Raw genomic sequence first — 20,475 nt, 5'->3', positions numbered from 1 at the left:
CGTGCTGCCGGTGCGCACCCTTGCCAACGCGCCCGCGATGCTCAAGATCTCCTTCGACGGTGACGACGAATCGCAGCACGAGGCGCTGGCGCTGCAGCACTGGGCCGGTGACGGGGTCGTACGCCTGCTCCGTGCCGACCCGCGCCGCCGCGCGCTGCTCCTGGAGCGACTGCATGCGCAGGACCTCAGCGACGTGTGGGATGTCGAGGCCTGCGAGATCGTGGCAGGTTTCTATCCGCGTCTGCACCAACCGGTGCTGCCGCAGCTGCGCACGCTGACGTCGTACGTCGACCGGTGGCTCGACGACCTGGTCGCTCTCGGTCGCGACATCCCCGTGCCGCGACGCTATGTCGAGCAGACCGTGCATCTGGGCCGGGCGCTGGTCAGTGACGAGGCGAGCACGGGCCGGATCATCCACGGCGACCTGCATTACGCCAACGTGCTCGCGGCCGACCGCGAGCCCTGGCTGGTGATCGACCCCAAGCCGATGAGCGGCGACCCGCACTACGAGCCGGCGCCGATGCTGTGGGATCGCTGGGAGGAGTTGGCCGGCAACGTACGCGACGGCGTACGGCTGCGATTCCACACGCTCGTCGACGCCGCTGGACTCGACGAGGAGCGCGCCCGCGACTGGGTGGTCGTACGTATGGTGCTCAACGCCGGGTGGGCGGTCGAGGACGCCAGGCGGATGTCGCGCGAGTTGTCGAGGGACGAGCGGGAGTGGATCACTCGGTGCCTGGCGATAGTAAAGGCGGTCCAGGATTGACGGACTTTTTCCGGACTACCTGACCACGGGTTGGTGACGTGATCTAGGTTACTCCCAAGTCAATTTCGCGAAGTTCGCCTTCGCGCACCAGATCGGGAGTTTTACAGCGCTATGACCGCCGCCACGGACACCAGTTTCCTCGAGACAATGCCCAAGAACGTCGCCGTCCAGTTCCTGGATCGAGTGGCCGCAACCCCCGATCGCGAAGCGTTTCGCTACCCGGTCGGCGAAGTATGGGAATCGCTGACCTGGAAGCAGGCAGGCGAGCAGGTGGATCGCCTCGCTGCCGGCCTGATGTCCCTCGGCGTGGCCATGGAGGAGCGTGTCGGCATCGCGTCCGGCACCCGCTATGAGTGGGTGCTGGCCGACCTCGCGGTGATGTGCGCCGGTGCGGCCACCACCACCGTCTACCCCACCACGAACGAGGACGACACGGCGTACATCCTGGCCGACTCCGAGTGCAAGGTGGTCTTCGCCGAGGACGACGCCCAACTCGCCAAGCTCAAGGCACGCAAGTCCGAGCTTCCCCACCTGGAGAAGGTCGTCACCTTCGACGGCCAGACCGACGGCGACTGGATCATCGGCTATGACGACCTCGCCGCGCTCGGCGACGCCTACCTGGCCGAGCACCCCAACGTGATCCGTGAGCAGGCCGACAAGATCGAGGGTGACGCGCTCGCCACGCTCATCTACACGTCCGGCACCACCGGGCGCCCCAAGGGCGTACGCCTGCGGCACTCGTCGTGGGTGTATGAGGGGGAAGCGATCCGCGCCAAGGGCATCTTGTCCGAGGACGACCTGGAGTTCCGTTGGTTGCCGATGGCGCACTCCTTCGGCAAGGTGTTGATGTCCACGCAGATGGCGTGTGGCTTCGCCGCGGCGATCGACGGCACGGTCGAGAAGATCGTGCCGAACCTTGCCGTCGTCAAGCCCACCTTCATGGGTGCGGCGCCGCGCATCTTCGAGAAGGCCCACTCCAAGATCGTGATGATGCAGGCGGCCGAGGGCGGCGCCAAGGAGAAGATCTTCCTCAAGGCGTTCGAGGTCGGCCGGAAGGTCGACCAGCTCAACCGCGAAGGCAAGTCCGTCCCGTTCATGCTCAAGCTGCAGCACGGTCTTTTCGACAAGCTGGTCTTCAGCAAGGTGCGCGACCGCTTCGGTGGCCGGGTGCGCTTCTTCATCTCCGGTGCCGCCGCGCTCAACCGTGACATCGCCGAGTGGTTCCACGCCGCGGGCATCAAGATTCTCGAGGGCTACGGCCTTACGGAGAGCTCGGCTGGATCGTTCGTGAACCTGCCCGACGACTACGCCTTCGGCACGGTGGGCTTCGTCTTCCCGGGCTCGGAGGTCAAGCTCGGCGAGGGCGACGAGGTCCTGATCAAGGGCCCGGGTGTCATGGACGGCTATCACAACCTGCCTGAGGAGACTGCCAAGACCCTGACCGAGGACGGCTGGCTGCGCACGGGCGACAAGGGTGCGCTCGACGCGGATGGCAAGCTGCGCATCACCGGTCGCATCAAGGAACTCTTCAAGACCTCCGGCGGCAAGTACGTCGCGCCGCCGGCGATCGAGTCGAAGTTCAAGGCGTTGTGCCCGTACGCCAGTCAGTTCATGGCTTTCGGCAACGAGCGCAACTTCGTCTCCGCCCTGGTCACTCTCGATCCCGAGGCGATCGCCGAGTGGGCCAAGGAGAACGACGTCGAGGGCGACTACGCGGCGATCGTCGCGCACGACAAGACCAGGGAGATGGTCCAGGGTTACGTCGACGAACTCAACGGCCAGCTCAACCGCTGGGAGACCATCAAGAAGTGGGCGCTGCTCGACCACGACCTCACCGTCGAGTCTGGCGAGCTCACCCCGTCGATGAAGGTCAAGCGCAACGTCGTCGAGGACAACTACAAGGACGTCATCGACAGCTTCTACAGCTGATTCGTCCGACCGCGAAGCGCGCCGTCCCTGGCCGGGGGCGGCGCGCTTCGTCGTACGGGGCGGGGTTCGTGTTGGATGAGGCGTGCCCTCAACCCCTCCCGACGGCGACCCGGCTCCCGACGACGGACGACTTCCGGGGCCTGCCCTCACCGAAGTGGGCGCACAGCCGTTCGGCGTCTATGTCCACGTGCCGTTCTGCCGGGTGCGCTGCGGCTACTGCGATTTCAACACCTACACCTCCAGCGAGCTGGGCGGTGGCGGGGCCCAGGCGTCGTACGCCGAGACCGCGATCGCCGAGATCGAGCTTGCGGCCCGGGTGCTGGCCGAGAGCGGGACCGTCCCGCGCGCCGAGACGGTGTTCTTCGGTGGCGGCACGCCGACGTTGCTTGCGGCGGGAGACCTGGCCGCGATCCTGGCGGCGATCGCCGCGCACTTCGGCCTCGCCCCGGACGCGGAGGTCACCACCGAGGCCAATCCCGACAGCGTCACCGAGTGGAGCCTGGCGGATCTGCGGGCAGCAGGGTTCACGCGCATCTCGTACGGCATGCAGTCCGCGATGGGTCACGTGCTGCGTGTTCTGGACCGCACGCACGATCCGTTGCGGGTGCCCGCCGCGGTCGAGTGGGCACGAGCGGCCGGTTTCGACGAGGTCAGTCTCGACCTGATCTACGGCACGCCGGGGGAGACGATCGGGGACTGGCGCGAAACCCTGCTGTCTGCGTTGAGTTGCGTGCCCGATCACGTGTCCGCGTACGCCCTGATCGTCGAACAGGGCACCGCGCTGGCACGTCAGGTTCGCCGAGGTGAGATCGCGGCACCAGACGACGACGACATGGCCGACAAGTACGCGCTCGCCGACGAGTTGCTCGGTGGCGCGGGGTTGGACTGGTACGAACTCTCCAACTGGGCGCGGCGCCCGGCCAGTAAGTGTCGGCACAACGAGCTGTACTGGACCGGCGCGCACTGGTGGGGCATCGGTCCGGGTGCGCACTCCCACGTCGGGGGAGTGCGGTGGTGGAACGTCAGGCACCCGACCGCGTACGCCTCCCGCCTCGACGCTGGGCTCAGCCCGGCATTGGCGCGCGAGGTGCTTGATGAGGAGACGCGGCGGGTCGAACGCGTTCTGCTGGAGTCGCGGCTGGTGAGCGGGCTGTCGTACGACGTGCTCGATGACGCCGGGCGCGCCGCCGTGCCCGCCCTCCTCGATGACGGCCTGCTCGAGGTCGAGTCGGACCGTCTCGTCCTCACCCTGCGCGGCCGGCTGCTGGCCGACGCCGTCGTCCGCGCGCTGCTGCCCTAGGTCGTCACGAAGTCGATCAATTCCTCGACGCGCCCGAGCAGCGCGGGATCGAGGTCTTGAAAACCGCGTACGCCGCCCAGGATGTGCTTCCATGCTCGGGCGATGTCGGCCTGGTCTCGATGGGGCCAGCCCAGACGTTGGCAGGTGCCGCGCTTCCAGTCCTCGCGACGAGGTACTTCTGGCCACTTCTCAAAGCCGAGTCGCGTCGGCTTGACCGCCTGCCAGATGTCGATGAACGGGTGGCCGACTATCAGCACGTCCTTGCCGATGTCCGAGCGCGCGATGTGGTCGGCGATCCGGGACTCCTTGGAGCCGCGGACGAGATGGTCGACCAGGACGCCGACCCGCCGCTCCGGACCGGGCTTGAAGGCGCGCAGGTGCTCGGCCAGATCGTCGACGCCGCCGAGATACTCCACCACCACGCCCTCGATCCGCAGGTCGTCACCCCAGACCTTCTCGACAAGTTCGGCGTCGTGGCGACCCTCGACATAGATCCGGCTCGCCCGAGCCACGCGCGCTTTGGCGTCGTGCACGGCAACGGATCCCGAGGCCGTTCGTGTGGCCTTCGCAGGTGCAGACTTCTGCACCGGTGGTGTCAACACGACCGGCTTGCCGTCGATCCAGAAGCCAGGCCCCATCGGGAAGGTGCGGCGCACCGAGCGACGATCCTCCAGCGTGACGGTGCGCAGGTCACGATCGATCGAGACGATCTCGCCACAGAAGTCGGTCTCGACCTCCTCGACCACTTCACCGAGCACGGCCGCGACCTCGACCGCGCGACCGCGCGCTGGAGCGCGCCAGTCCGTACTCAGGACGTCGGAACCATAACGATCGTGTGGGGAAGGCACCGGTCGAGGCTAGGCGGTGGCGGACCGCAACCCTCGCATGACGCGCCCTGGCGACCAGTCAGATCAGCGGCAGTTGGCGCGTCCCGCGCGGCAGGTGCTCGTAGCCTCGCACGACCGCGTCGCCCAGCGTCTCCGCAGGCCACGGCCACGCGCCCGCCTCGAGTGCCTGGTCAACCGGCACCCCACGCGAGGCCAGATCCCGGATGGTCTCCGCGATCACCCCGAGATCGTGACGTTGGTCCTCCACGAAGTCCCGGTCCACCGGTGCCCCGTGCCCGGGCACGATGAGGGTGTCCGGGCGGATGAGTTGATGGAGGACGTCGAGGGTCGCGGGCCACTCCAGGGGATAGGAGTCCGGGCCGTACGAAGGGTGGGCCGACTCCTCGACCAGGTCGCCGGCGAGCAGCACGTTCGCGTCCGGAACGCTGATCACGATGTCGCCGCGGGAGTGTCCACGCCCCGGGTGCACCAACTCGATCTGCCGGTCGCCCAGGTCGAGCACGCGTACGGACGAGAAGGTGTGCGTGGGCGCGAGGATGTCGTCGGGCAGGTCCTCGGGGAGGGTCTCGTGCGCGTGGATCGGCAGGTTCGGTCCGAACGCATCCGCGAACGTGGCATTGCCGAAAGTGTGGTCGAAGTGGACGTGGGTGTTGACGACGGCCCGGACCGACGGCGAGGCGAGGGCTTGCGCAAGAGCGCGTACGTCTTCCACCACCTCGCGCGCCGCGGCTGCCGTGCCGTGCGTGTCGACGACGACCAGCCCGTCCGCGCCGCCGACGACAGCGACGTTAACGTCGAACTGTGCATAGCGCGCGACCCACACGCGCTCGGCAACCTCGGTGAAATCGGCCATGACGAGGAGACTAGTAGGCTTGGCACTCGATAACTGCGAGTGCTAGTCGAGAAGGGAGCGCAGATGTCCGACGAGCGTCGTCTGGCCGTGCTGCGCGCCATCGTCGAGGACTACGTCTCCACCGAGGAGCCGGTCGGCTCCAAGGCGCTGGTCGACCGGCATCGCCTGGGTGTCTCGCCCGCGACCGTCCGCAACGACATGGCCGTGCTGGAGGAGGAGGGCTTCATTACCCAGCCCCACACCTCGGCCGGCCGGGTGCCGACCGACAAGGGCTATCGCCTCTTCGTCGACAAGCTGACCACCGTCAAGCCGATGAGCGCGGCGGAGAGGCGCGCGCTGGCGACTTTCCTCGACGGTGCGCTCGACCTTGACGACGTCGTCGCCCGGTCCGTACGTCTGCTCTCGCAACTGACCCGCCAGGTCGCGGTCATGCAGTACCCCACGCTCTCGCGTTCGACGGTGCGCCACATCGAGTTGGTCGCGCTCGCGCCGACCAAACTTCTCGTCGTGTTGATCCTCAGCACTGGTCGCGTAGAGCAGCGGGTCGTCGACGCCGCGGACCCCATCGCCGACGAGGATCTGGTCAGCCTTCGGGTCGCGGTCAACCAGGCCGCGAGTGGTCAGCGGCTGGCCGAGGCGACGACGGCGCTGCAGGAACTGGCCGACCAGCAGCAGGCCACCGAGACGACCACGTCGTTGGCGCGCACCCTGGTCGAGGCGCTCTCCGATCACCGCTCCGACGAGCGGGTGGTGGTGGGTGGCACCGCGAACCTGGCCCGCTTCGGCGACTTCGAGTCGGGCGTACGCCCGCTGCTGGAAGCATTGGAGGAGCACGTCGTGTTGCTCAAACTCCTCGGCGAGGCCAGCACGGGAGGTGCGGTGACCGTACGCATCGGCGCCGAAGGCCCGTTCGAGGAATTGGCCGCGACCAGCGTGGTGGCGACCGGTTACGGCCCCGAGCAGCAGGCGCTGGCGACGTTGGGCATCGTCGGCCCCACCCGGATGGACTATCCCTCCACAATGGCGGCCGTACGTGCCGTCGCGCGCTATGTGTCGCGCATCTTGGACGAACAGTAAGAAACAGAAGGACGATTAGTGAGCTCCGACCTGTACGCCGACCTCGGCGTCTCCCGTGACGCCGACGGCGACACCATCAAGAAGGCCTACCGCAAGCTGGCCCGGCAATATCACCCCGACGTCAACCCCGACCCGGCGGCGCAGGAGAAATTCAAAGAGGTCTCGCGCGCGTACGAAGTGCTGTCCGACCCACAGAAACGGGCCAGCTATGACCGTGGTGGCGACGTCTTCTCCGGCGGGTTCGGTGCCGGCCAGGGGCAGGGCTTCTCCTTCACCGACATCATGGATGCGTTCTTCGGTGGAGGCGCGGCCGCCGGTGGTGGGGGGCGTGGGCCGCGCTCGCGGACCCGGCGCGGCCAGGATGCGCTCGTACGCCTCGAAGTCACCCTCGCCGAGGCCGCCTTCGGCGCCACGCGTGAACTCAAAGTCGACACGACCGTGGTGTGCAACACCTGCCACGGTGAGGGCACCGCGGCCGGGACGCACCCCGTGCCGTGTGAGACCTGCCGAGGTCAAGGTGAGGTGGCCCATGTCCAGCGGTCGTTCCTCGGCGAGATCCGCACGCTGCGACCGTGTGCGGCATGTCGCGGGTTCGGGACGCTGATCCCCGACCCGTGCCGCGAGTGCGCGGGTGAGGGGCGCGTACGTTCGCGCCGGACCCTCAACGTCAAGCTGCCTGCCGGTGTCGACAACGGCACCCGGGTGCAACTGCAGGGCGAAGGTGAGGTCGGTCCGGGCGGTGGCCCGGCCGGTGACCTCTATGTCGAGATCCAGGTCGCGCCGCACTCGGTGTTCACCCGGCGCGGCAATGACCTGCACTGCACGGCGACGGTGCCGATGACCGCCGCCGCGCTGGGCACGACGTTGACGCTGCCGACGCTGGAGGCAGACCTGAAGCAGGACCCGGAGACCGAACAGGAGACCTCCTTCGACGTGGAGTTGCGTGCGGGTACGCAGTCGGGCACCGAGCAGATCCTGCGCGGACGCGGTGTGCCCGGACTGCGCGGTGGCCGAGGTGACCTGGTCGTCACGGTGGTCGTGGACACCCCGACCCGGCTCGACGCCCGCCAGGAAGAGCTGCTGCGCGAACTTGCCGCGCTGCGCGGTGAGGACCACCCCGACGGCCAGATCCGCGCGGAGCACAAGTCGGTGTTCAGCCGTTTCAAGGACGCCTTCAACCAACCCAACAAGTGATCTGATGAGCCTGCCCGTCCACGTGGTGCCGTCGCTGGACGGCATCGGCCGCGAGGTCATCGTCGAGGGCGACGAGGCACATCACGCCGTGGTCGTACGACGCCTCAAGGTCGGTGAGCGATTGATCCTCACCGACGGCTGCGGCTCCAGCGTGGCCGGCGCGGTGACCCAGACCGCCAAGCGTTCCTTCACGGTGGCTGTCGAGGAAGTCAGGCACACGCCCGAGCCCAGCCCCCGGATCACGGTCGTGCAGGCGCTGCCCAAGGGGGAGCGCGGCGAACTCGCCGTGGAGGTGCTTACCGAGATCGGCGTCGCCCGGATCCTGCCGTGGGCAGCCGCGCGCAGTGTGGCCGTCTGGCGCGGCGAACGCGCCGCGAAGTCGCACGCGAAGTGGGCGGCGACCGCACGCGAGGCGGCAAAACAGGCGCGCCGGGTCTGGCATCCCGAGGTGCTCCCGCTCGCCGACACCGCTGATGTGCTCACCCTGATCAGGGGCGCGGAGGCGAGCGTCATTCTGCACGAGGAGGCGACCGAGTCACTGTTGAGCGCGGTGTCGAACGATGCCGTGGACCTCGTGATCGTCGTCGGTCCCGAAGGGGGCCTCACCGACGAGGAGGTCGCGTTGTTCGAAGCAGCGGGCGCCCGGTCCGTACGCCTGGGCGCCGAAGTGCTGCGTACGTCCACCGCAGGCGTGGCAGCTGCAGCCGCTGTGTTGTCGCGCGGCCCCCGTTGGACGTAGCCGCCCTTCAGCCGATCGGACTCGCGGTCAGCGACGACGACGGCGTGCTCGTCTGAACGATCACGAAGTCCTTGTCGTCGGTCATGGCCCCCGCGCCTTCGGTGCCGCCTGTGGGGTCGTCGGTCGTGGTCCAGATGGTGTAGTTGCCAGGTGGCAGAGGTGACACGTCGACGGTGAACTCGAAGGGGAAGAGACGCTCCTCCAGCCAACCGTGCATCATGGCCGCGCCACCGAGCACGCGCGCGCCCGAGGCATCGCGCACCTCCCAGCCGACGCTGGCCTCGAACCCGTTGCCGACCCCGGTCACCCGCAGTACGCCTGCGGTGATCACCTGACCTTGCTCGGGAGTGGTGATGCTCATCTGGTTGAGCACGCCGAAGCCTGCGGCGGAGACGCCCTTCGCGGTGGTGACGCCGAAGGCCTTGGCCGGTTTGTCGTCGAGCACGAATCGCACCTGCGCGCGTGACTGCGCGATGCCTTGCAACGTGTAGACGACCTGCTGGATCGCCAACCGGGCGTCGGCCCTGGTCATGCCTTCGGGCAGCGTGGTCCAGTCTCGGGACGCGAGATCCACCGTGATCTGGTCGTCATCGATCTGCGCTCTCGCGAGCGCTCCGGTCGGGACCAAGGTGCGGTAGTCCGGATCCAGTGGCGCTTCACCGAGCAGCGACAGTGCGCCCGGGACTGGGTCGTCGACCTGACGGAATTCGCGGACCAGTCGAGTGCCCGCGCGCTCGGTGTCGACCACGTAGTAGACCGGCACCGCTGCCCCCTCAGTTTCGGTGGCCTCCGAGGCTTGCTCCGTCGCGTGTGTGCCTCCCGAACTCGAAGCACTCGGCAAATCCTCGGCGCGTTGTTGGCCGATGACGACGAAGGCGCCCACCACGACGACGGCTGCGGCGAGTGCGCCGCCGATGATCGGCCATTGGGACCTGAAGCGTCGAGACATAGGCGTGCTCACTTTCCGTCGCGGACGCGCGGAGCCCAGAATCTCTCTGCGCCGATCTGTGGGATGGATATCCGAGACGGCGTCCTCTATCAGTCGCCGAAGTTCTTCGTCAGTCATGGCAGGTCTTTCAGATAGCCCTCGAGGAGCGGACGCAAAGCGGCAACACCGCGAGACGCGTGACTCTTCACCGCGCCCCGAGAGATGCCGAGCGTGTCGGCGATCTCCGCCTCCGAAAGATCGAGGTAATAACGCAGGGCCAGCACCTCGCGTTGGCGTCGCGGCAGCGCCGCCAGTGCGGTGAGTACGGCCGTACGTCGCTCCTTGTCCAGAGTGTCCGCCTCGCTCGAGCTCCGCCACCTGCTCAGGCAGACCCTGCTGGCTGGCCGCGTGTCGGTTGACCACCTGACGATGGCGCAGTCGCGACGTGGCGCCGTTGACCACCGCCCGACGCAAGTACGGCAGCGCCCGTTGGGGGTCTCGCAGTCCAGACCACTTGCGATGGACCGCGACGAAGGCGTCCTGGACGACATCCTCAGCCAGTGCCGAGTCACGCATCAGCAGCGTCGCCAGCCTGACCAGCCCGCGCCAGTGCGCGGCGTAGAGTTGCGAGATGCCCGCGTCAGCGTCGAGGTCCTGCCGGCTCACGGGCAGGCACCACGCGTCGGTCGCATAGGCGGTCACGCTAATGGCACGTGCGAGCGTCGTGCTCGGTTTACCGCACGCGGCGTAGAACTTTCTCCCTGACGCGAAGATGCGTACGGGCGCCGCGTCGCCACATAGCATGTGCGCCATGACGAGCGCGGTGGACTGCCTGTTCTGCAAGATCGTCGCCGGTGACGTGCCCGCTGAGGTGGTGGCCACCAGCGACGGCGCGGTGGCCTTCCGCGACCTCAACCCCCAGGCGCCCACCCATGTGCTCGTCATCCCGCGAGCCCACTACGCCAATGCCGCGGATCTGGCCGATGCGGACCCGCAGTCACTCGCGGCGGTGTTCGATCTGGCGGCCCAGGTGGCCGACGCCGAAGGCCTTGCGGGCTACCGCAGCGTCTTCAACACGGGCGAGACCGCCGGACAGACCGTTTTCCACGCCCACCTGCACGTGCTGGGTGGCCGCTCCTTGCAGTGGCCCCCCGGATGAGGAGCACCCCGATGATCCGTCGTTTCACCGTCGCCGCCGCGGCGCTGCTCATCCTGTCGGCATGTGGAGCCCAAGAGATCCAGGAGAAGGCCACCCAGGAGGCTGGCGAGCCGACTGCCGCTTCCACCGCCACCACTGCCAGCGAGGGTGCCAGCGAGGGTGCCAGCGAGTCGCCGACCACCACGCTGGCCGCGACGCCGACCCCGCAGACCAAGCCCAAGCCGCTACGCAAGGGTGAGCGTCGGGTGACGTTGGCGATGCCGGAGGCCTACACCCCCGCAGCTCCCAAGGGGATCGGCACCGACGACTACCGCTGCTTCGTGTTGGATCCCAAGCTCAAGAAGGACGCCTACCTCACCGGCACGCAGATCATCCCGGGCAACCCCGAGGTGGTCCATCACGTGATCATCTTCGAGGCGCCGAAGGAATCCGACGACTACATCAAGCAACTCGACGACGCCGAGGAGGGTCCGGGCTGGACCTGCTTCGGTCAGACCAACTTCGGTCAGGACCCCGTGGACGGGCTCAACGACGCGCCGTGGCTGGGCGCCTGGGCGCCGGGTGGCAAGGAGTCGGTCAGCGCGCCAGGCTTCGGACGCAAACTGGAGAAGGGCAGCCGGATCGTCCTTCAGGTGCACTACAACCTGCTCAAGGGAGCGCAAGCCGACATCTCGGCGATCCAGTTGCGCCTGGCTCCTGGCAACACCCCCAACATGACGGCGTTGCACACGATGTTGCTGCCCGGACCGGTCGAGCTCCCCCTGTCGTGCGGGCAAGGCCAAGGGTCCGCTGTGCGACCGTGAGGCCGCGATGGCCGACGTCAAGGAGCGCTTCGGCGGCCGGGAGGGTTCGACCAACGACCTGCTTTACGTGCTGTGCGGCGGCAAGCCCAAGGCGAGTGAGACGACTTCCTGCGTACGCCCGGTGCTCGAGCCGATGACCATCCGCGCCGCCGCCGGTCACATGCACCTGCTCGGACGCAGCATCAAGATCGAGGTCAACCCGGGCACCCCACAGGCGCGCACCGTCCTCGATATCCCGGTCTGGGACTTCGACGACCAGGGCTCGCGGGTCATCGAGCCGGTGACCGTCCAGCCGTACGAGACCGTCAAGGTCACCTGCCGCCATGTTCAGTGGCTGCGCGACCGACTGCCCGCCTTCGACCACCAGCGCGAGGACAAGTACGTGGTGTGGGGCGAAGGCACCACCGACGAAATGTGTTTGGGCATCCTGACGGTCACCCGGCCATAATCGAGGGCGTACGACTGTCCACGCCGCCAGAATCGAGCAGAATGACTGACTCGCGTCCCCAACCTCTCGCCAAGACCAAGCACGTCGTGGTGGTGCCCAACAGCATCAACATGGTGCAGTTGCTGGGCCCAGGTGATGAGCATCTCGGCATGATCGAGGGGTCCTTTGCCGCCGACATCCACATTCGTGGCAATCGGATCAGCCTGCACGGCGAGCCGGGTGAGGTCGCTCTCGTGGAGCGACTCTTCGACGAGTTGGTCACCTTGATCCGCACCGGCCAGGGGGTCAACTCCGAGACGGTCGAGCGGGTCATCGCCATGTTGCGCGAGGAGACCAACGAGCGTCCTGCCGATGTCTTGTCGCTGAACATCTTGAGCAACCGCGGTCGTACCATCCGCCCCAAGACGCTCAACCAGAAGCGTTATGTCGACGCGATCGACAAGCACACGATCACGTTTGGAATCGGTCCGGCGGGCACGGGCAAGACCTATCTCGCGATGGCCAAGGCGGTGCAGGCACTGCACGCCAAGGAGGTCAACCGGATCATCTTGACGCGGCCTGCGGTGGAGGCTGGGGAGCGGCTCGGGTTCCTGCCCGGCACGTTGAGCGAGAAGATCGACCCCTACCTGCGCCCGCTCTATGACGCACTGCACGACATGATCGATCCCGAGACGATTCCCAAGTTGCTGGCTGCCGGCACGATCGAGGTGGCGCCGCTGGCGTACATGCGTGGACGGACCCTCAACGACTCCTTCATCATCTTGGACGAGGCACAGAACACCACCCCCGAGCAGATGAAGATGTTCCTGACTCGGCTTGGGTTTGGCTCCAAGATCGTGGTCACTGGTGACGTCACCCAGGTGGACCTGCCCGGGGGCACCAGGTCGGGCTTGCGCATCGTTACCGACATTCTGGAAGGCGTGAAGGACATCTCCTTCAATCAGCTGACCGCCCACGACGTCGTCCGCCATCGCCTGGTCGGCAAGATCGTGGCCGCCTATGACCAGTTCGACTCGCGCGGGAGCGCGAGCCCGGTCAGAGGATCGTAAAGTCTCGAAGATTGGTGGCCGAGGCCTGCGGGGTGAGCTGGATCTTCGTGGAGGCATCTCCCCACGGACCGCCCAACATCTCGACCTTGTCGAGGATCACGTGATCGATCACGATCGTCGCCACCCCCGCGGTTGGCCCCGCAGTGAATCGACTGCCGTGACCTGACGCCGTCGTGACAATGGGGGGACCTGGAGGTGTTGGATTCGCCGGGGGGACTGTGGCGTTCGGCGACGTGAACTCGGCCTGTTGTCCAGTCAGTGACATGGCACCTTCGAGGTGATACGTCGCGGTGATGCCGCTGACTGAATAGGTGGCCGGCTCGAACATCCGCATGTTGTCGGCCGCCTCGTCTGAGGTGGTGACATTGATGCTCAGCAACTTGGGCTCGACGCTGGCGCCTGGATGCGCCGTCAGCGGCAGGAGTCCAGGGCGGGCGCGGACCACGCGGCGCTGGCAACCAGCCGACGACGGGACAGGGGTGCTCTGGCAGCCATGGACTCTTCCTTTTATTGAGTATTAAGGGTGTGAAAAAATCACCAGAGACCCGAAGGTGTCGTCTGGGAAGGCATGCCGGTGTGCCCCCATAATCAGGACGTGTCCCTAACGCGTCGATTCAGCGGAGTGCCCACATCATGACGATCGAGATCCTCAACGAGTCCGGACACGATCTCGACGTCAAGGAACTCGCCGCGCTTGCGCGTTTCGTGATGGATCGGATGCGCGTGCATCCGCAGGCGGAGTTGTGCATCAAAGCCGTCGACGAGGCAACCATCGCCGAACTCAACGAGCAGTGGATGGACAAGCAGGGGCCGACCGATGTGTTGGCGTTCCCGATGGACGAGTTGCGTCCAGGGCTGGTCAACGAGGAACTGGAAGAGGGCGTGCTCGGCGATCTGGTGCTGTGCCCCGCGGTGGCGCAGCGCCAAGGCGAGACCGCCGGACACGGCACGGTTGGCGAGATCGAGCTCCTGACCACCCATGGCATCTTGCATCTGCTGGGCTATGACCATGCCGAGCCCGAGGAACACAAGGTGATGTTCGACTTGCAGGACGAGTTGCTCGCCGCCTGGCGGGCGGAGCGCTGACCCCGATGGAGTCTGCTGATATCTGGCTGCTCGTGGCGGCGGCCGTGCTGGTCATCCTCGCTGGGGTGTTCTCAGGAGTGGATGCTGCGCTGGCGTCGTTCTCCAAGGCGCGTGCTGCGGAACTGCTCGACGAGTCGCGCCCGGGCGCCAAGCGACTGACCCTGCTGCTCGACGATGCACCTCGCCACCTCAACACCGTGCTTCTCTTGCGGCTGTTGTGCGAGATCGGCGCGATCGTGATCGTGACCCAACTCGTCTTCGAATGGCTCGACGGAGCTTTCTGGAAGGCGCTGGTCACCGCGCTGGGCATCATGCTCGTGGTCTCCTTCGTCTTCATCGGTGTCGCACCACGCACCCTGGGGCGCCAGCACTCCGACCGGATGGCACTGGCCTCCTCGGGGGCCATCACGTTCATAACCCGGGTGCTGGGACCGATCTCCAGTCTGCTGATCCTGCTCGGCAACGCGATCACGCCGGGGCGTGGTTTCGCCCAAGGACCGTTCTCGACCGAGACCGAGTTGCGCGAGATGGTCGACCTCGCCGAGGCGTCGAGCCTGATCGAGGACGGCGAACGCAAGATGATCCACAGCGTGTTCGAGCTCGGCGACACGACGGTGCGTGAGGTGATGGTCCCGCGCAACGACGTGCTCTTCGTCGAGCGGCACAAGAATCTGCGCCAGACCCTCTCGCTGTTCTTGCGCAGCGGCTTCTCACGCGTGCCGGTGGTCGGCGAGAACCTCGACGACGTCCTCGGCTTCGTCTACCTCAAAGACGTCGTCCGCCGAGACTTCGACGAGCCCGACGCGGAGTTCGTCGAGCGGGTCGAGGCGATCATGCGTCCGGCCCACTTCGTCCCGGACTCCAAGCCGGTCGACGCATTGCTCTCGGAGATGCAGGCGATGCGCCAACATGTGGCCATCGTGGTCGACGAATATGGCGGGACCGCGGGTCTGATCACCATCGAGGACATCCTGGAGGAGATCGTCGGGGAGATCACCGACGAGTACGACCCCGATGCCGTCGAGGTCGAGCAGTTGGAGGAGGGAGTCGTACGCGTGTCGTCGCGCTATCCGGTCGACGACCTCGACGAGCTCGTCGGCGTCAAGGTGGTGGACGAGGACGTCGACACCTTGGGTGGGCTGCTCGCCAAACATCTCGGCCGGGTGCCGATCCCCGGGTCGCATATCGAGGTCAACGGAGTCCGGATCGAGGCCGAGCGTCTCCAGGGCCGGCGCAACCGCATCGGCACCGTGCTGGTCAGCCTGGCGCCGACGGACAAAGCTGAGGCCGAACCCGCCGACGAGGTCGGCCAGAGCGACGGCTGAGTCAGCCGTCTAGGCTTGCTCGGGTGAGTGACCTGGCACCCGAAGACGCCAAGCTGGTGACGTTGGCGCGCGCGACCCGCGCCCGTACGAACGCACGCGAGGGGGCCGCGCTGCGCGACCTCGACGGCCGTACCTACGCCGCCGCCTCGGTCGACCTGCCGTCGCTGCAACTGTCCGCGCTCGAAGGCTGCGTTGCCATGGCCGTGTCCTCGGGTGCGGCCGGCGTCGAAGCCGCCGTGCTGCTGACAGGCGCCCTGGTCGGCGAGGTGCCGGGCCTGGCAGCCGTACGCGATCTGGGTGGCGCGGATGTCCCGGTGCTGCTCGGCGATTCGCGCGGGGAGATCAGCGGGCGCGCGTGAGTGCCTCCTGGGAGCACTTCGTCTGGGTGTTCTTGACCAGGCGGCCGGGGGAGCGAGCCGCCTTGGAAGCAGCGATCCAGGCCCAGCCCGAGCGCGCGCTGGCTCACGGCTGGCTGGCCCTGTCTCGCGTGCTCTTCGGCTGGCCAGGTGTCGACGCCGCAGTCGCCCTGGAGCGCGCGCGGCGAGGCACGGCAGGCACCGAAGCGGAGCGTTCGCTGCTGGCGGTCATCGCGAAGACAGTCGAGTCCGGGTTGTGGCCCAGCCAGGAGTCCTGGCTGCGGCACAACCACGACCACCCGGGTGACCCGCTCGGGCTCACCATCGCCAATCACGTCATCGAGATGGGCACGGGCCCGCGAACCGACCAGGTCGGTCGCCATACGGCGTGTCTGCGCATGCTCGGAGAGCACCCGGCCGTGCTCGGATCGCTCGCGATGGTGCACCAGGACGCGGGACGCCTGGAGGAGGCAGCCTCGCTCGCGCAGCGAGCACTGGATCTCGACCCCGCCGGACCTACGGGCGCGCATCCCACTGCTCATGTCTTCTTCGAGTCCGAAGATCATGCGGCCGGTCGCGCCTGGCTCGACGAGTGGCTGCCCGGTGCCGACTCGGACGGGCCGTTGCTCGGTCACCTGACCTGGCACGGCGCACTGCACGACCTGGCGCTCGGAGACCGCGAGTCCGCCCTGATGCGCTATCAGGCCTGTGCTGTCGAGAGCAATCCGTGGCGCCTGGCCGACGGGCCCTCGCTGTTGTGGCGTTGCCAGTTGCGCGGGCACGTCGCACCCGGCGCCGATCCTGCCCGGATCGGGTGGGGATCGCTCGTACGCCCCCTGCTCGACGACGTACCCAGCACCTTCGTGGGTCTCCAGGTCGCGCTCGCGCTGGCGACAACGCGCGACGCGGAAGGCCTGCGGGCGTACGCCGACCGTGCTCGCGGCTTCAGCGCCCCTGGAGCGGCCGAGCTGCTGCCGCGCGTCGCGCTCGCCCTGGCATGTCAGATCGAGGGCGAGGCCGCGCGTGCCGCCGATCACCTGCTGGCGATGGAGTCGGCCTTCTGGCGTTATGGCGGCTCGCACGCGCAGCGTGAGGTGCTCGACGACACGCTGATCCGGGTGCTGATCGAGGCTGATCGGCCTGACGAGGCGTCCAAGCGTCTCGAAGCCCGACTCGATCGTCTGCCGCGATAGCCTCGGCCGGTGAGCACCAGAGCGCGGCAGTTCGGGGCGACCGTCCTGGGTCGCGAACAGATCAGCGAGCATCTGGTCCGTCTGACCCTCGGTGAGATCGACGGCTTCGAGAGCACCGGCCTGCCAGACGAGTGGATCGGCCTGATCGTGCCCGGGCAGTTCCAGAGCCGCTACTACACCGTCCGCTCGTGGGATGGCAGCACACTGACACTCGACATCGTGGTGCACGAGGTCGGGCTGGTCACGGAGTGGGCGCGCCGCGACGTGGTCGGCGAGGTCGTCACGCTGACCGAGGCCAAAGGGTCGTACGCGCTCCCGCCCGGCGCGCAGTGGTTGCTGCTGGTCGGCGACCTGACGGCCATGCCCGCGATGGCGAGAATCGCGGAGAGCACCGACCTGCCCACCCAGATCTGGGCCGAGGTGCCGGACGATCTGACGGGTTATCTGCCCGCGACCGCGAAGGTCACCTGGCTGGCCCCTCCGGCGCCCGGGCAGAGCGCGCTCGGCGAGGTCGTCGAGGGGATTGACTGGCCCGAAGGCCCCGGATACTTCTGGATGGCCGGGGAGTCGGCACAGATGCGCGCGATCCGCAAGCACCTGATGCGCGTACGCCGCCTGTCGAGCCACGACTATGACGTGATGGGCTATTGGCGCGCGACGCTGGCCCGGCAGCCGCGCGCGGTCGATCCGGGGCCGATCTATCGCGCGGGCAAGGCTGCCGGGAAGAGTGACGACGAGATCTGGGCGGACTACGACGCTGCGCGAGAGGGCGGGCACTGATGAGCCGGGACTTCGACCACGAAGAGGACGACTTCGATGACGAGTTCGATCTGCCTGCGCCTGCCGTCTTCGCCAACCCCGAGGGATTCCGCAGTGGTTTCGCCTGCTTCGTGGGGCGACCCAATGCGGGCAAGTCGACCCTGACCAATGCGCTGGTCGGGCGCAAGGTGGCGATCACGTCGGACAAACCGCAGACGACCCGGATGGCGATCCGCGGCATCGTGCACCGGCCCGACGGTCAACTGATCCTGATCGACACCCCCGGTCTGCATCGGCCGCGCACCCTGCTCGGTGAGCGCCTCAACGACCTGGTCAAGTCGACTTGGGCCGAGGTCGACGTGGTCGCCGTGTGCTTCCCGAGCAACGAGAAGATCGGCCCAGGAGACCGGTTCCTGGTCAACGAACTGGCCAAGATCAGGCGCAAGCCCAAGATGGCGATCGCGACGAAGACCGATCTGGCGAGCCCCGAGCGCCTGGCCGAACACCTCTCGGATATTGCGAAACTGGGCGCCGAGACCGGCACCGAGTGGGCCGAGATCGTCCCCGTGTCGGCGGTGGCCGGTGACCAGACCGACCTGTTGGGTGAATTGCTGGTCGCGCAGATGCCCGAGGGGCCGCAGCTCTACCCCGACGGCGATCTCACCGACGCTCCCGAGGAGGTGCTGGCAGCAGAGCTGATCCGCGAGGCCGCACTCGACGGCGTACGAGACGAACTCCCGCACTCCATCGCCGTCGTGGTGGAGGAGATGGGCCTTCGCGAAGGCCGCTCGGCCGACAAGCCACTGCTGGACATCCACGCCAACCTCTATGTGGAGCGGTCTTCTCAGAAGGGCATCGTGATCGGCCACAAGGGCTCTCGCCTGCGGCAGGTCGGGACGACGGCGCGCCAGCAGATCGAGGCGCTGCTGGGCACGCCGGTCTACCTCGACCTGCACGTCAAGATCGCCAAGGACTGGCAGCGCGACCCCAAGCAGTTGCGCAAACTCGGTTTCTAGCGCGGCAGCCAGCACACGCCGTTGCGGGTGCCGGCGCGCCACTGCGCCAGCGTGGGCCACTCATAGCCCCACTGATAATCCAGCTTGTCCGCGGCGAGGTCGCGAGCGGCGGGCTTGCACACGTCTTCACCGCGAGCCCGTACGGCCGCGACACCCGGGTAGCGCCCACCGGTCAACGGCACCGTCGACAGCGCCACCCACGAATGCTTGCGCGCGCAGGAGACGCGGTGGAAGTTCTTGGTCCCCGGTTGCGCCGTGGCACACAGTCCGTACGTCTGCTGCCACCCGGGGCGATCCAGTCGCTTGGCCAGGCGACCCGTGAGTGGGGCGAGTTGGTTCTCGGCGCCGAGCGCCACGACATCGCAACGGAACCATGCGGCGCCCGCGTCGGCCTCTGCCAACGTCGGCGTGAACCACACCGGCCGCAGCATGCTCAGCAGTCGGGCCGCAGGGGATCCGCCCACGAATGCGGTGAGGCGGCGCGTGCATTCGGCGCCGACCTTCTGCTGCACCCGTGGGACGTCGATCGCGGGAACTCCGGCCGGGAACAGTCGGCTGAGACGGCCGACGTGGAAGGTGCGTGACGTGTGCCGCTTGGCGCAGGCCACCGGCTCGGAATGGCTGATCGGGGAGATCGCCTCCTTGAAGGCGAGGCGATAGCACGCAGCCGCCGCCGGACTCGGAGGCACCGGCGGCTTCGTGGGACTCGGCGAGGCAGTCGTCGTCGGGCGCTGAGGCGGTTGCTTCGGATCACCCGAGCAGGCCGAGAGGGTCAGGAGCAGGCCCACAAGCGCCGCCACCACGCGTACGAAGGTCACCTCTCGGTCGCCGCCCAACAGACCGAGCGGCGGTTGCCGGCCGCCCACTCCTTCTCGCCGAACCAGGTGTAGGAGTAGTCGAAGTCCACCGGATAGTCCAGCCACGCACTTACCGAGTCGGAGCAGAACTTCGAGGTGCGCTTCTCGACCACCTCATCGCCGGGATAGGCGTCCTCCTCCTTGCCCAACTGGATGGTGGTGACGGCTCGCCACTGGTGCGCCTGGCTGCACGGCAGTTTGCGCCCGCTCTCGACCGAGGAACCGCTGGCGCACACCATCCACTCGTCGGACGGCTTGCCCAACAGCAGATCCTCGGTGCGGGTCGGCAGGGAGGCGTACTGCTCGCTCTCCGCTCCACCCCCGATGACGTCGCAGCGGAACCATCGCGCCCCGGCCGTCCACTGCTCTCGCGTGGGCCGGAACCATACCCAGCTCAACATGGTGCGCATCCCCAGACTCTCGTCCGCGCCCATGTGCTTGAGGAACTTCGGCTGGCATTTCGACACGGCGTACGTGGTGAGGTCGTCGGACGCGTACGACGCGTCGGCCAACCGCTCGGGGAACGTGCCCACCAGGTAGGTCTCCGCCGTATGTGCGGTCTCGCAGTCGACGACCTCGGAATCGTTGGCAGGCAGCGACGTGTCGTCAGCGGTGAGTTGGCGGCACGCGCCGTCGGGGGGTGCGGTGATCGAGGGCGGAGCGTCGTCGCCGCAGCCACTCAGCACGATCGCTGCGAGCACCAGCCACCCGGCGTCACGAGTACGCATGCACCAACCTCAACACATCATGACCAGACCCGAGAAAGGGACACCGAACTCAGCAGACCTTA

23 protein-coding genes and 1 pseudogene are annotated in these 20,475 nt (G+C 67.4%); 16 read left to right on the top strand and 8 right to left on the bottom strand.

Annotated elements, in window-relative coordinates:
- Nucleotide 1 precedes the first annotated feature (1 nt).
- The 3 genes from V9G04_09800 to hemW all read left to right on the top strand — a co-directional run bounded on the left by V9G04_09800 (nucleotide 2) and on the right by hemW (nucleotide 3,995).
- Nucleotides 2-766 (top strand): aminoglycoside phosphotransferase family protein, encoded by a 765-nt coding sequence (locus tag V9G04_09800; GenBank protein ID MEI2713563.1) that lies wholly within the window; start codon nucleotides 2-4, stop codon nucleotides 764-766.
- A gap of 111 nt (nucleotides 767-877) precedes the next feature.
- Nucleotides 878-2,695, top strand: coding sequence for a long-chain fatty acid--CoA ligase (locus tag V9G04_09795; GenBank protein MEI2713562.1), 1,818 nt, complete (start codon nucleotides 878-880; stop codon nucleotides 2,693-2,695).
- 82 nt (nucleotides 2,696-2,777) lie between these two features.
- Nucleotides 2,778-3,995: a radical SAM family heme chaperone HemW gene (hemW, locus tag V9G04_09790; GenBank protein MEI2713561.1), complete on the top strand. Its 1,218-nt coding sequence runs from the start codon at nucleotides 2,778-2,780 to the stop codon at nucleotides 3,993-3,995.
- On the opposite strand, the gene V9G04_09785 is transcribed toward hemW, so the two are convergent.
- Nucleotides 3,992-4,843: a DUF3097 domain-containing protein gene (locus V9G04_09785; protein ID MEI2713560.1), complete on the bottom strand. Its 852-nt coding sequence runs from the start codon at nucleotides 4,841-4,843 to the stop codon at nucleotides 3,992-3,994. The genes hemW and V9G04_09785 overlap by 4 nt on opposite strands.
- Before the next feature lie 58 nt (nucleotides 4,844-4,901).
- A complete protein-coding gene (locus V9G04_09780; GenBank protein MEI2713559.1) occupies nucleotides 4,902-5,696 on the bottom strand; it encodes an MBL fold metallo-hydrolase in 795 nt (264 codons plus the stop codon).
- 63 nt (nucleotides 5,697-5,759) lie between these two features.
- On the opposite strand from V9G04_09780, the gene hrcA reads away from it, so the two are divergent.
- The 3 genes from hrcA to V9G04_09765 are packed head-to-tail and all read left to right on the top strand — an operon-like array spanning nucleotide 5,760 to nucleotide 8,706.
- Nucleotides 5,760-6,773 carry a heat-inducible transcriptional repressor HrcA gene (gene hrcA / locus V9G04_09775; GenBank protein ID MEI2713558.1) on the top strand — a complete coding sequence of 338 codons (1,014 nt, stop codon included), beginning with the start codon at nucleotides 5,760-5,762 and terminating at the stop codon, nucleotides 6,771-6,773.
- Nucleotides 6,774-6,791: 18 nt separating this feature from the next.
- A complete protein-coding gene (gene dnaJ / locus V9G04_09770; protein ID MEI2713557.1) occupies nucleotides 6,792-7,967 on the top strand; it encodes a molecular chaperone DnaJ in 1,176 nt (391 codons plus the stop codon).
- Between the two features lie 4 nt (nucleotides 7,968-7,971).
- On the top strand, nucleotides 7,972-8,706 hold the full coding sequence (locus V9G04_09765) for a 16S rRNA (uracil(1498)-N(3))-methyltransferase (protein ID MEI2713556.1): 735 nt from the start codon (nucleotides 7,972-7,974) through the stop codon (nucleotides 8,704-8,706).
- Between the two features lie 7 nt (nucleotides 8,707-8,713).
- Here V9G04_09765 and V9G04_09760 read toward each other — a convergent pair whose 3' ends face one another.
- From V9G04_09760 to V9G04_09750, 3 genes and pseudogenes are all read right to left on the bottom strand, one after another.
- A complete protein-coding gene (locus V9G04_09760) occupies nucleotides 8,714-9,655 on the bottom strand; it encodes a Gmad2 immunoglobulin-like domain-containing protein (protein MEI2713555.1) in 942 nt (313 codons plus the stop codon).
- Nucleotides 9,656-9,768: 113 nt separating this feature from the next.
- Nucleotides 9,769-10,185: a sigma-70 family RNA polymerase sigma factor gene (locus V9G04_09755; GenBank protein MEI2713554.1), complete on the bottom strand. Its 417-nt coding sequence runs from the start codon at nucleotides 10,183-10,185 to the stop codon at nucleotides 9,769-9,771.
- A pseudogene (locus tag V9G04_09750) lies at nucleotides 10,118-10,438 on the bottom strand (sigma factor). Before V9G04_09750 ends, V9G04_09755 begins: the two are co-directional and overlap by 68 nt.
- Before the next feature lie 7 nt (nucleotides 10,439-10,445).
- Between V9G04_09750 and V9G04_09745 the strand changes: the two are divergent.
- From V9G04_09745 to V9G04_09730, 4 genes are read left to right on the top strand one after another with little or no spacing between them, the layout of a single operon-like run.
- Nucleotides 10,446-10,793, top strand: coding sequence for an HIT domain-containing protein (locus V9G04_09745; protein MEI2713553.1), 348 nt, complete (start codon nucleotides 10,446-10,448; stop codon nucleotides 10,791-10,793).
- Nucleotides 10,794-10,804: 11 nt separating this feature from the next.
- Nucleotides 10,805-11,596, top strand: coding sequence for a hypothetical protein (locus V9G04_09740; protein ID MEI2713552.1), 792 nt, complete (start codon nucleotides 10,805-10,807; stop codon nucleotides 11,594-11,596).
- A 7-nt stretch (nucleotides 11,597-11,603) separates the two neighbouring features.
- The gene (locus V9G04_09735) at nucleotides 11,604-12,044 is read left to right on the top strand and encodes a hypothetical protein (protein MEI2713551.1); all 441 of its coding nucleotides are present in this window, start codon (nucleotides 11,604-11,606) and stop codon (nucleotides 12,042-12,044) included.
- Between the two features lie 41 nt (nucleotides 12,045-12,085).
- Entirely contained in the window at nucleotides 12,086-13,093 is a 1,008-nt protein-coding gene (locus V9G04_09730) for a PhoH family protein (GenBank protein MEI2713550.1), read from the top strand.
- Here the strand turns inward: V9G04_09730 and V9G04_09725 are convergent.
- A complete protein-coding gene (locus V9G04_09725; protein MEI2713549.1) occupies nucleotides 13,080-13,538 on the bottom strand; it encodes a DUF6801 domain-containing protein in 459 nt (152 codons plus the stop codon). The genes V9G04_09730 and V9G04_09725 overlap by 14 nt on opposite strands.
- Nucleotides 13,539-13,726: 188 nt before the next feature.
- Between V9G04_09725 and ybeY the strand changes: the two genes are divergently transcribed.
- From ybeY to era, 6 genes are read left to right on the top strand one after another with little or no spacing between them, the layout of a single operon-like run.
- Nucleotides 13,727-14,179, top strand: a complete 453-nt coding sequence (gene ybeY / locus V9G04_09720) for an rRNA maturation RNase YbeY (protein MEI2713548.1) — start codon at nucleotides 13,727-13,729, stop codon at nucleotides 14,177-14,179.
- Nucleotides 14,180-14,184: 5 nt separating this feature from the next.
- Nucleotides 14,185-15,504: a hemolysin family protein gene (locus V9G04_09715; protein ID MEI2713547.1), complete on the top strand. Its 1,320-nt coding sequence runs from the start codon at nucleotides 14,185-14,187 to the stop codon at nucleotides 15,502-15,504.
- A gap of 23 nt (nucleotides 15,505-15,527) precedes the next feature.
- Complete coding sequence (locus V9G04_09710; GenBank protein MEI2713546.1) at nucleotides 15,528-15,863, top strand: cytidine deaminase; 336 nt, start codon at nucleotides 15,528-15,530, stop codon at nucleotides 15,861-15,863.
- Entirely contained in the window at nucleotides 15,860-17,053 is a 1,194-nt protein-coding gene (locus V9G04_09705; protein ID MEI2713545.1) for a hypothetical protein, read from the top strand. Before V9G04_09710 ends, V9G04_09705 begins: the two co-directional genes overlap by 4 nt.
- A gap of 9 nt (nucleotides 17,054-17,062) precedes the next feature.
- Nucleotides 17,063-17,833, top strand: coding sequence for a siderophore-interacting protein (locus tag V9G04_09700; protein MEI2713544.1), 771 nt, complete (start codon nucleotides 17,063-17,065; stop codon nucleotides 17,831-17,833).
- Nucleotides 17,833-18,828: a GTPase Era gene (era, locus tag V9G04_09695; protein ID MEI2713543.1), complete on the top strand. Its 996-nt coding sequence runs from the start codon at nucleotides 17,833-17,835 to the stop codon at nucleotides 18,826-18,828. The genes V9G04_09700 and era overlap by 1 nt, the downstream gene beginning before the upstream one ends.
- On the opposite strand, the gene V9G04_09690 is transcribed toward era, so the two are convergent.
- Entirely contained in the window at nucleotides 18,825-19,517 is a 693-nt protein-coding gene (locus V9G04_09690) for a septum formation family protein (protein ID MEI2713542.1), read from the bottom strand. The two genes, era and V9G04_09690, sit on opposite strands and share 4 nt — an antisense overlap.
- Nucleotides 19,518-19,642: 125 nt before the next feature.
- Nucleotides 19,643-20,413, bottom strand: a complete 771-nt coding sequence (locus V9G04_09685; GenBank protein MEI2713541.1) for a septum formation family protein — start codon at nucleotides 20,411-20,413, stop codon at nucleotides 19,643-19,645.
- Between the last annotated feature and the right edge of the window lie 62 nt (nucleotides 20,414-20,475).

It is taken from the genome of Nocardioides sp., from assembly GCA_037045645.1.
In the GTDB taxonomy this organism is placed as follows: Bacteria; Actinomycetota; Actinomycetes; order Propionibacteriales; family Nocardioidaceae; genus Nocardioides.
Note: the sequence above shows the minus strand (reverse complement) of the source record. Positions and strands in the feature narration are given on the sequence as shown.

What these genes read in the sequence shown, in the direction of transcription:
- V9G04_09795 (MEI2713562.1), top strand. Translation starts at nt 878, where the DNA reads ATGACCGCCGCCACGGACACCAGTTTCCTCGAGACAATGCCCAAGAAC.
- V9G04_09755 (MEI2713554.1), bottom strand. Translation starts at nt 10,185, where the DNA reads ATGTCGTCCAGGACGCCTTCGTCGCGGTCCATCGCAAGTGGTCTGGAC.
- V9G04_09740 (MEI2713552.1), top strand. Translation starts at nt 10,805, where the DNA reads ATGATCCGTCGTTTCACCGTCGCCGCCGCGGCGCTGCTCATCCTGTCG.
- hrcA (MEI2713558.1), top strand. Translation starts at nt 5,760, where the DNA reads ATGTCCGACGAGCGTCGTCTGGCCGTGCTGCGCGCCATCGTCGAGGAC.
- era (MEI2713543.1), top strand. Translation starts at nt 17,833, where the DNA reads ATGAGCCGGGACTTCGACCACGAAGAGGACGACTTCGATGACGAGTTC.
- V9G04_09745 (MEI2713553.1), top strand. Translation starts at nt 10,446, where the DNA reads ATGACGAGCGCGGTGGACTGCCTGTTCTGCAAGATCGTCGCCGGTGAC.
- ybeY (MEI2713548.1), top strand. Translation starts at nt 13,727, where the DNA reads ATGACGATCGAGATCCTCAACGAGTCCGGACACGATCTCGACGTCAAG.
- V9G04_09735 (MEI2713551.1), top strand. Translation starts at nt 11,604, where the DNA reads ATGGCCGACGTCAAGGAGCGCTTCGGCGGCCGGGAGGGTTCGACCAAC.
- V9G04_09765 (MEI2713556.1), top strand. Translation starts at nt 7,972, where the DNA reads ATGAGCCTGCCCGTCCACGTGGTGCCGTCGCTGGACGGCATCGGCCGC.
- V9G04_09780 (MEI2713559.1), bottom strand. Translation starts at nt 5,696, where the DNA reads ATGGCCGATTTCACCGAGGTTGCCGAGCGCGTGTGGGTCGCGCGCTAT.
- V9G04_09730 (MEI2713550.1), top strand. Translation starts at nt 12,086, where the DNA reads ATGACTGACTCGCGTCCCCAACCTCTCGCCAAGACCAAGCACGTCGTG.
- V9G04_09715 (MEI2713547.1), top strand. Translation starts at nt 14,185, where the DNA reads ATGGAGTCTGCTGATATCTGGCTGCTCGTGGCGGCGGCCGTGCTGGTC.
- V9G04_09760 (MEI2713555.1), bottom strand. Translation starts at nt 9,655, where the DNA reads ATGTCTCGACGCTTCAGGTCCCAATGGCCGATCATCGGCGGCGCACTC.
- V9G04_09685 (MEI2713541.1), bottom strand. Translation starts at nt 20,413, where the DNA reads ATGCGTACTCGTGACGCCGGGTGGCTGGTGCTCGCAGCGATCGTGCTG.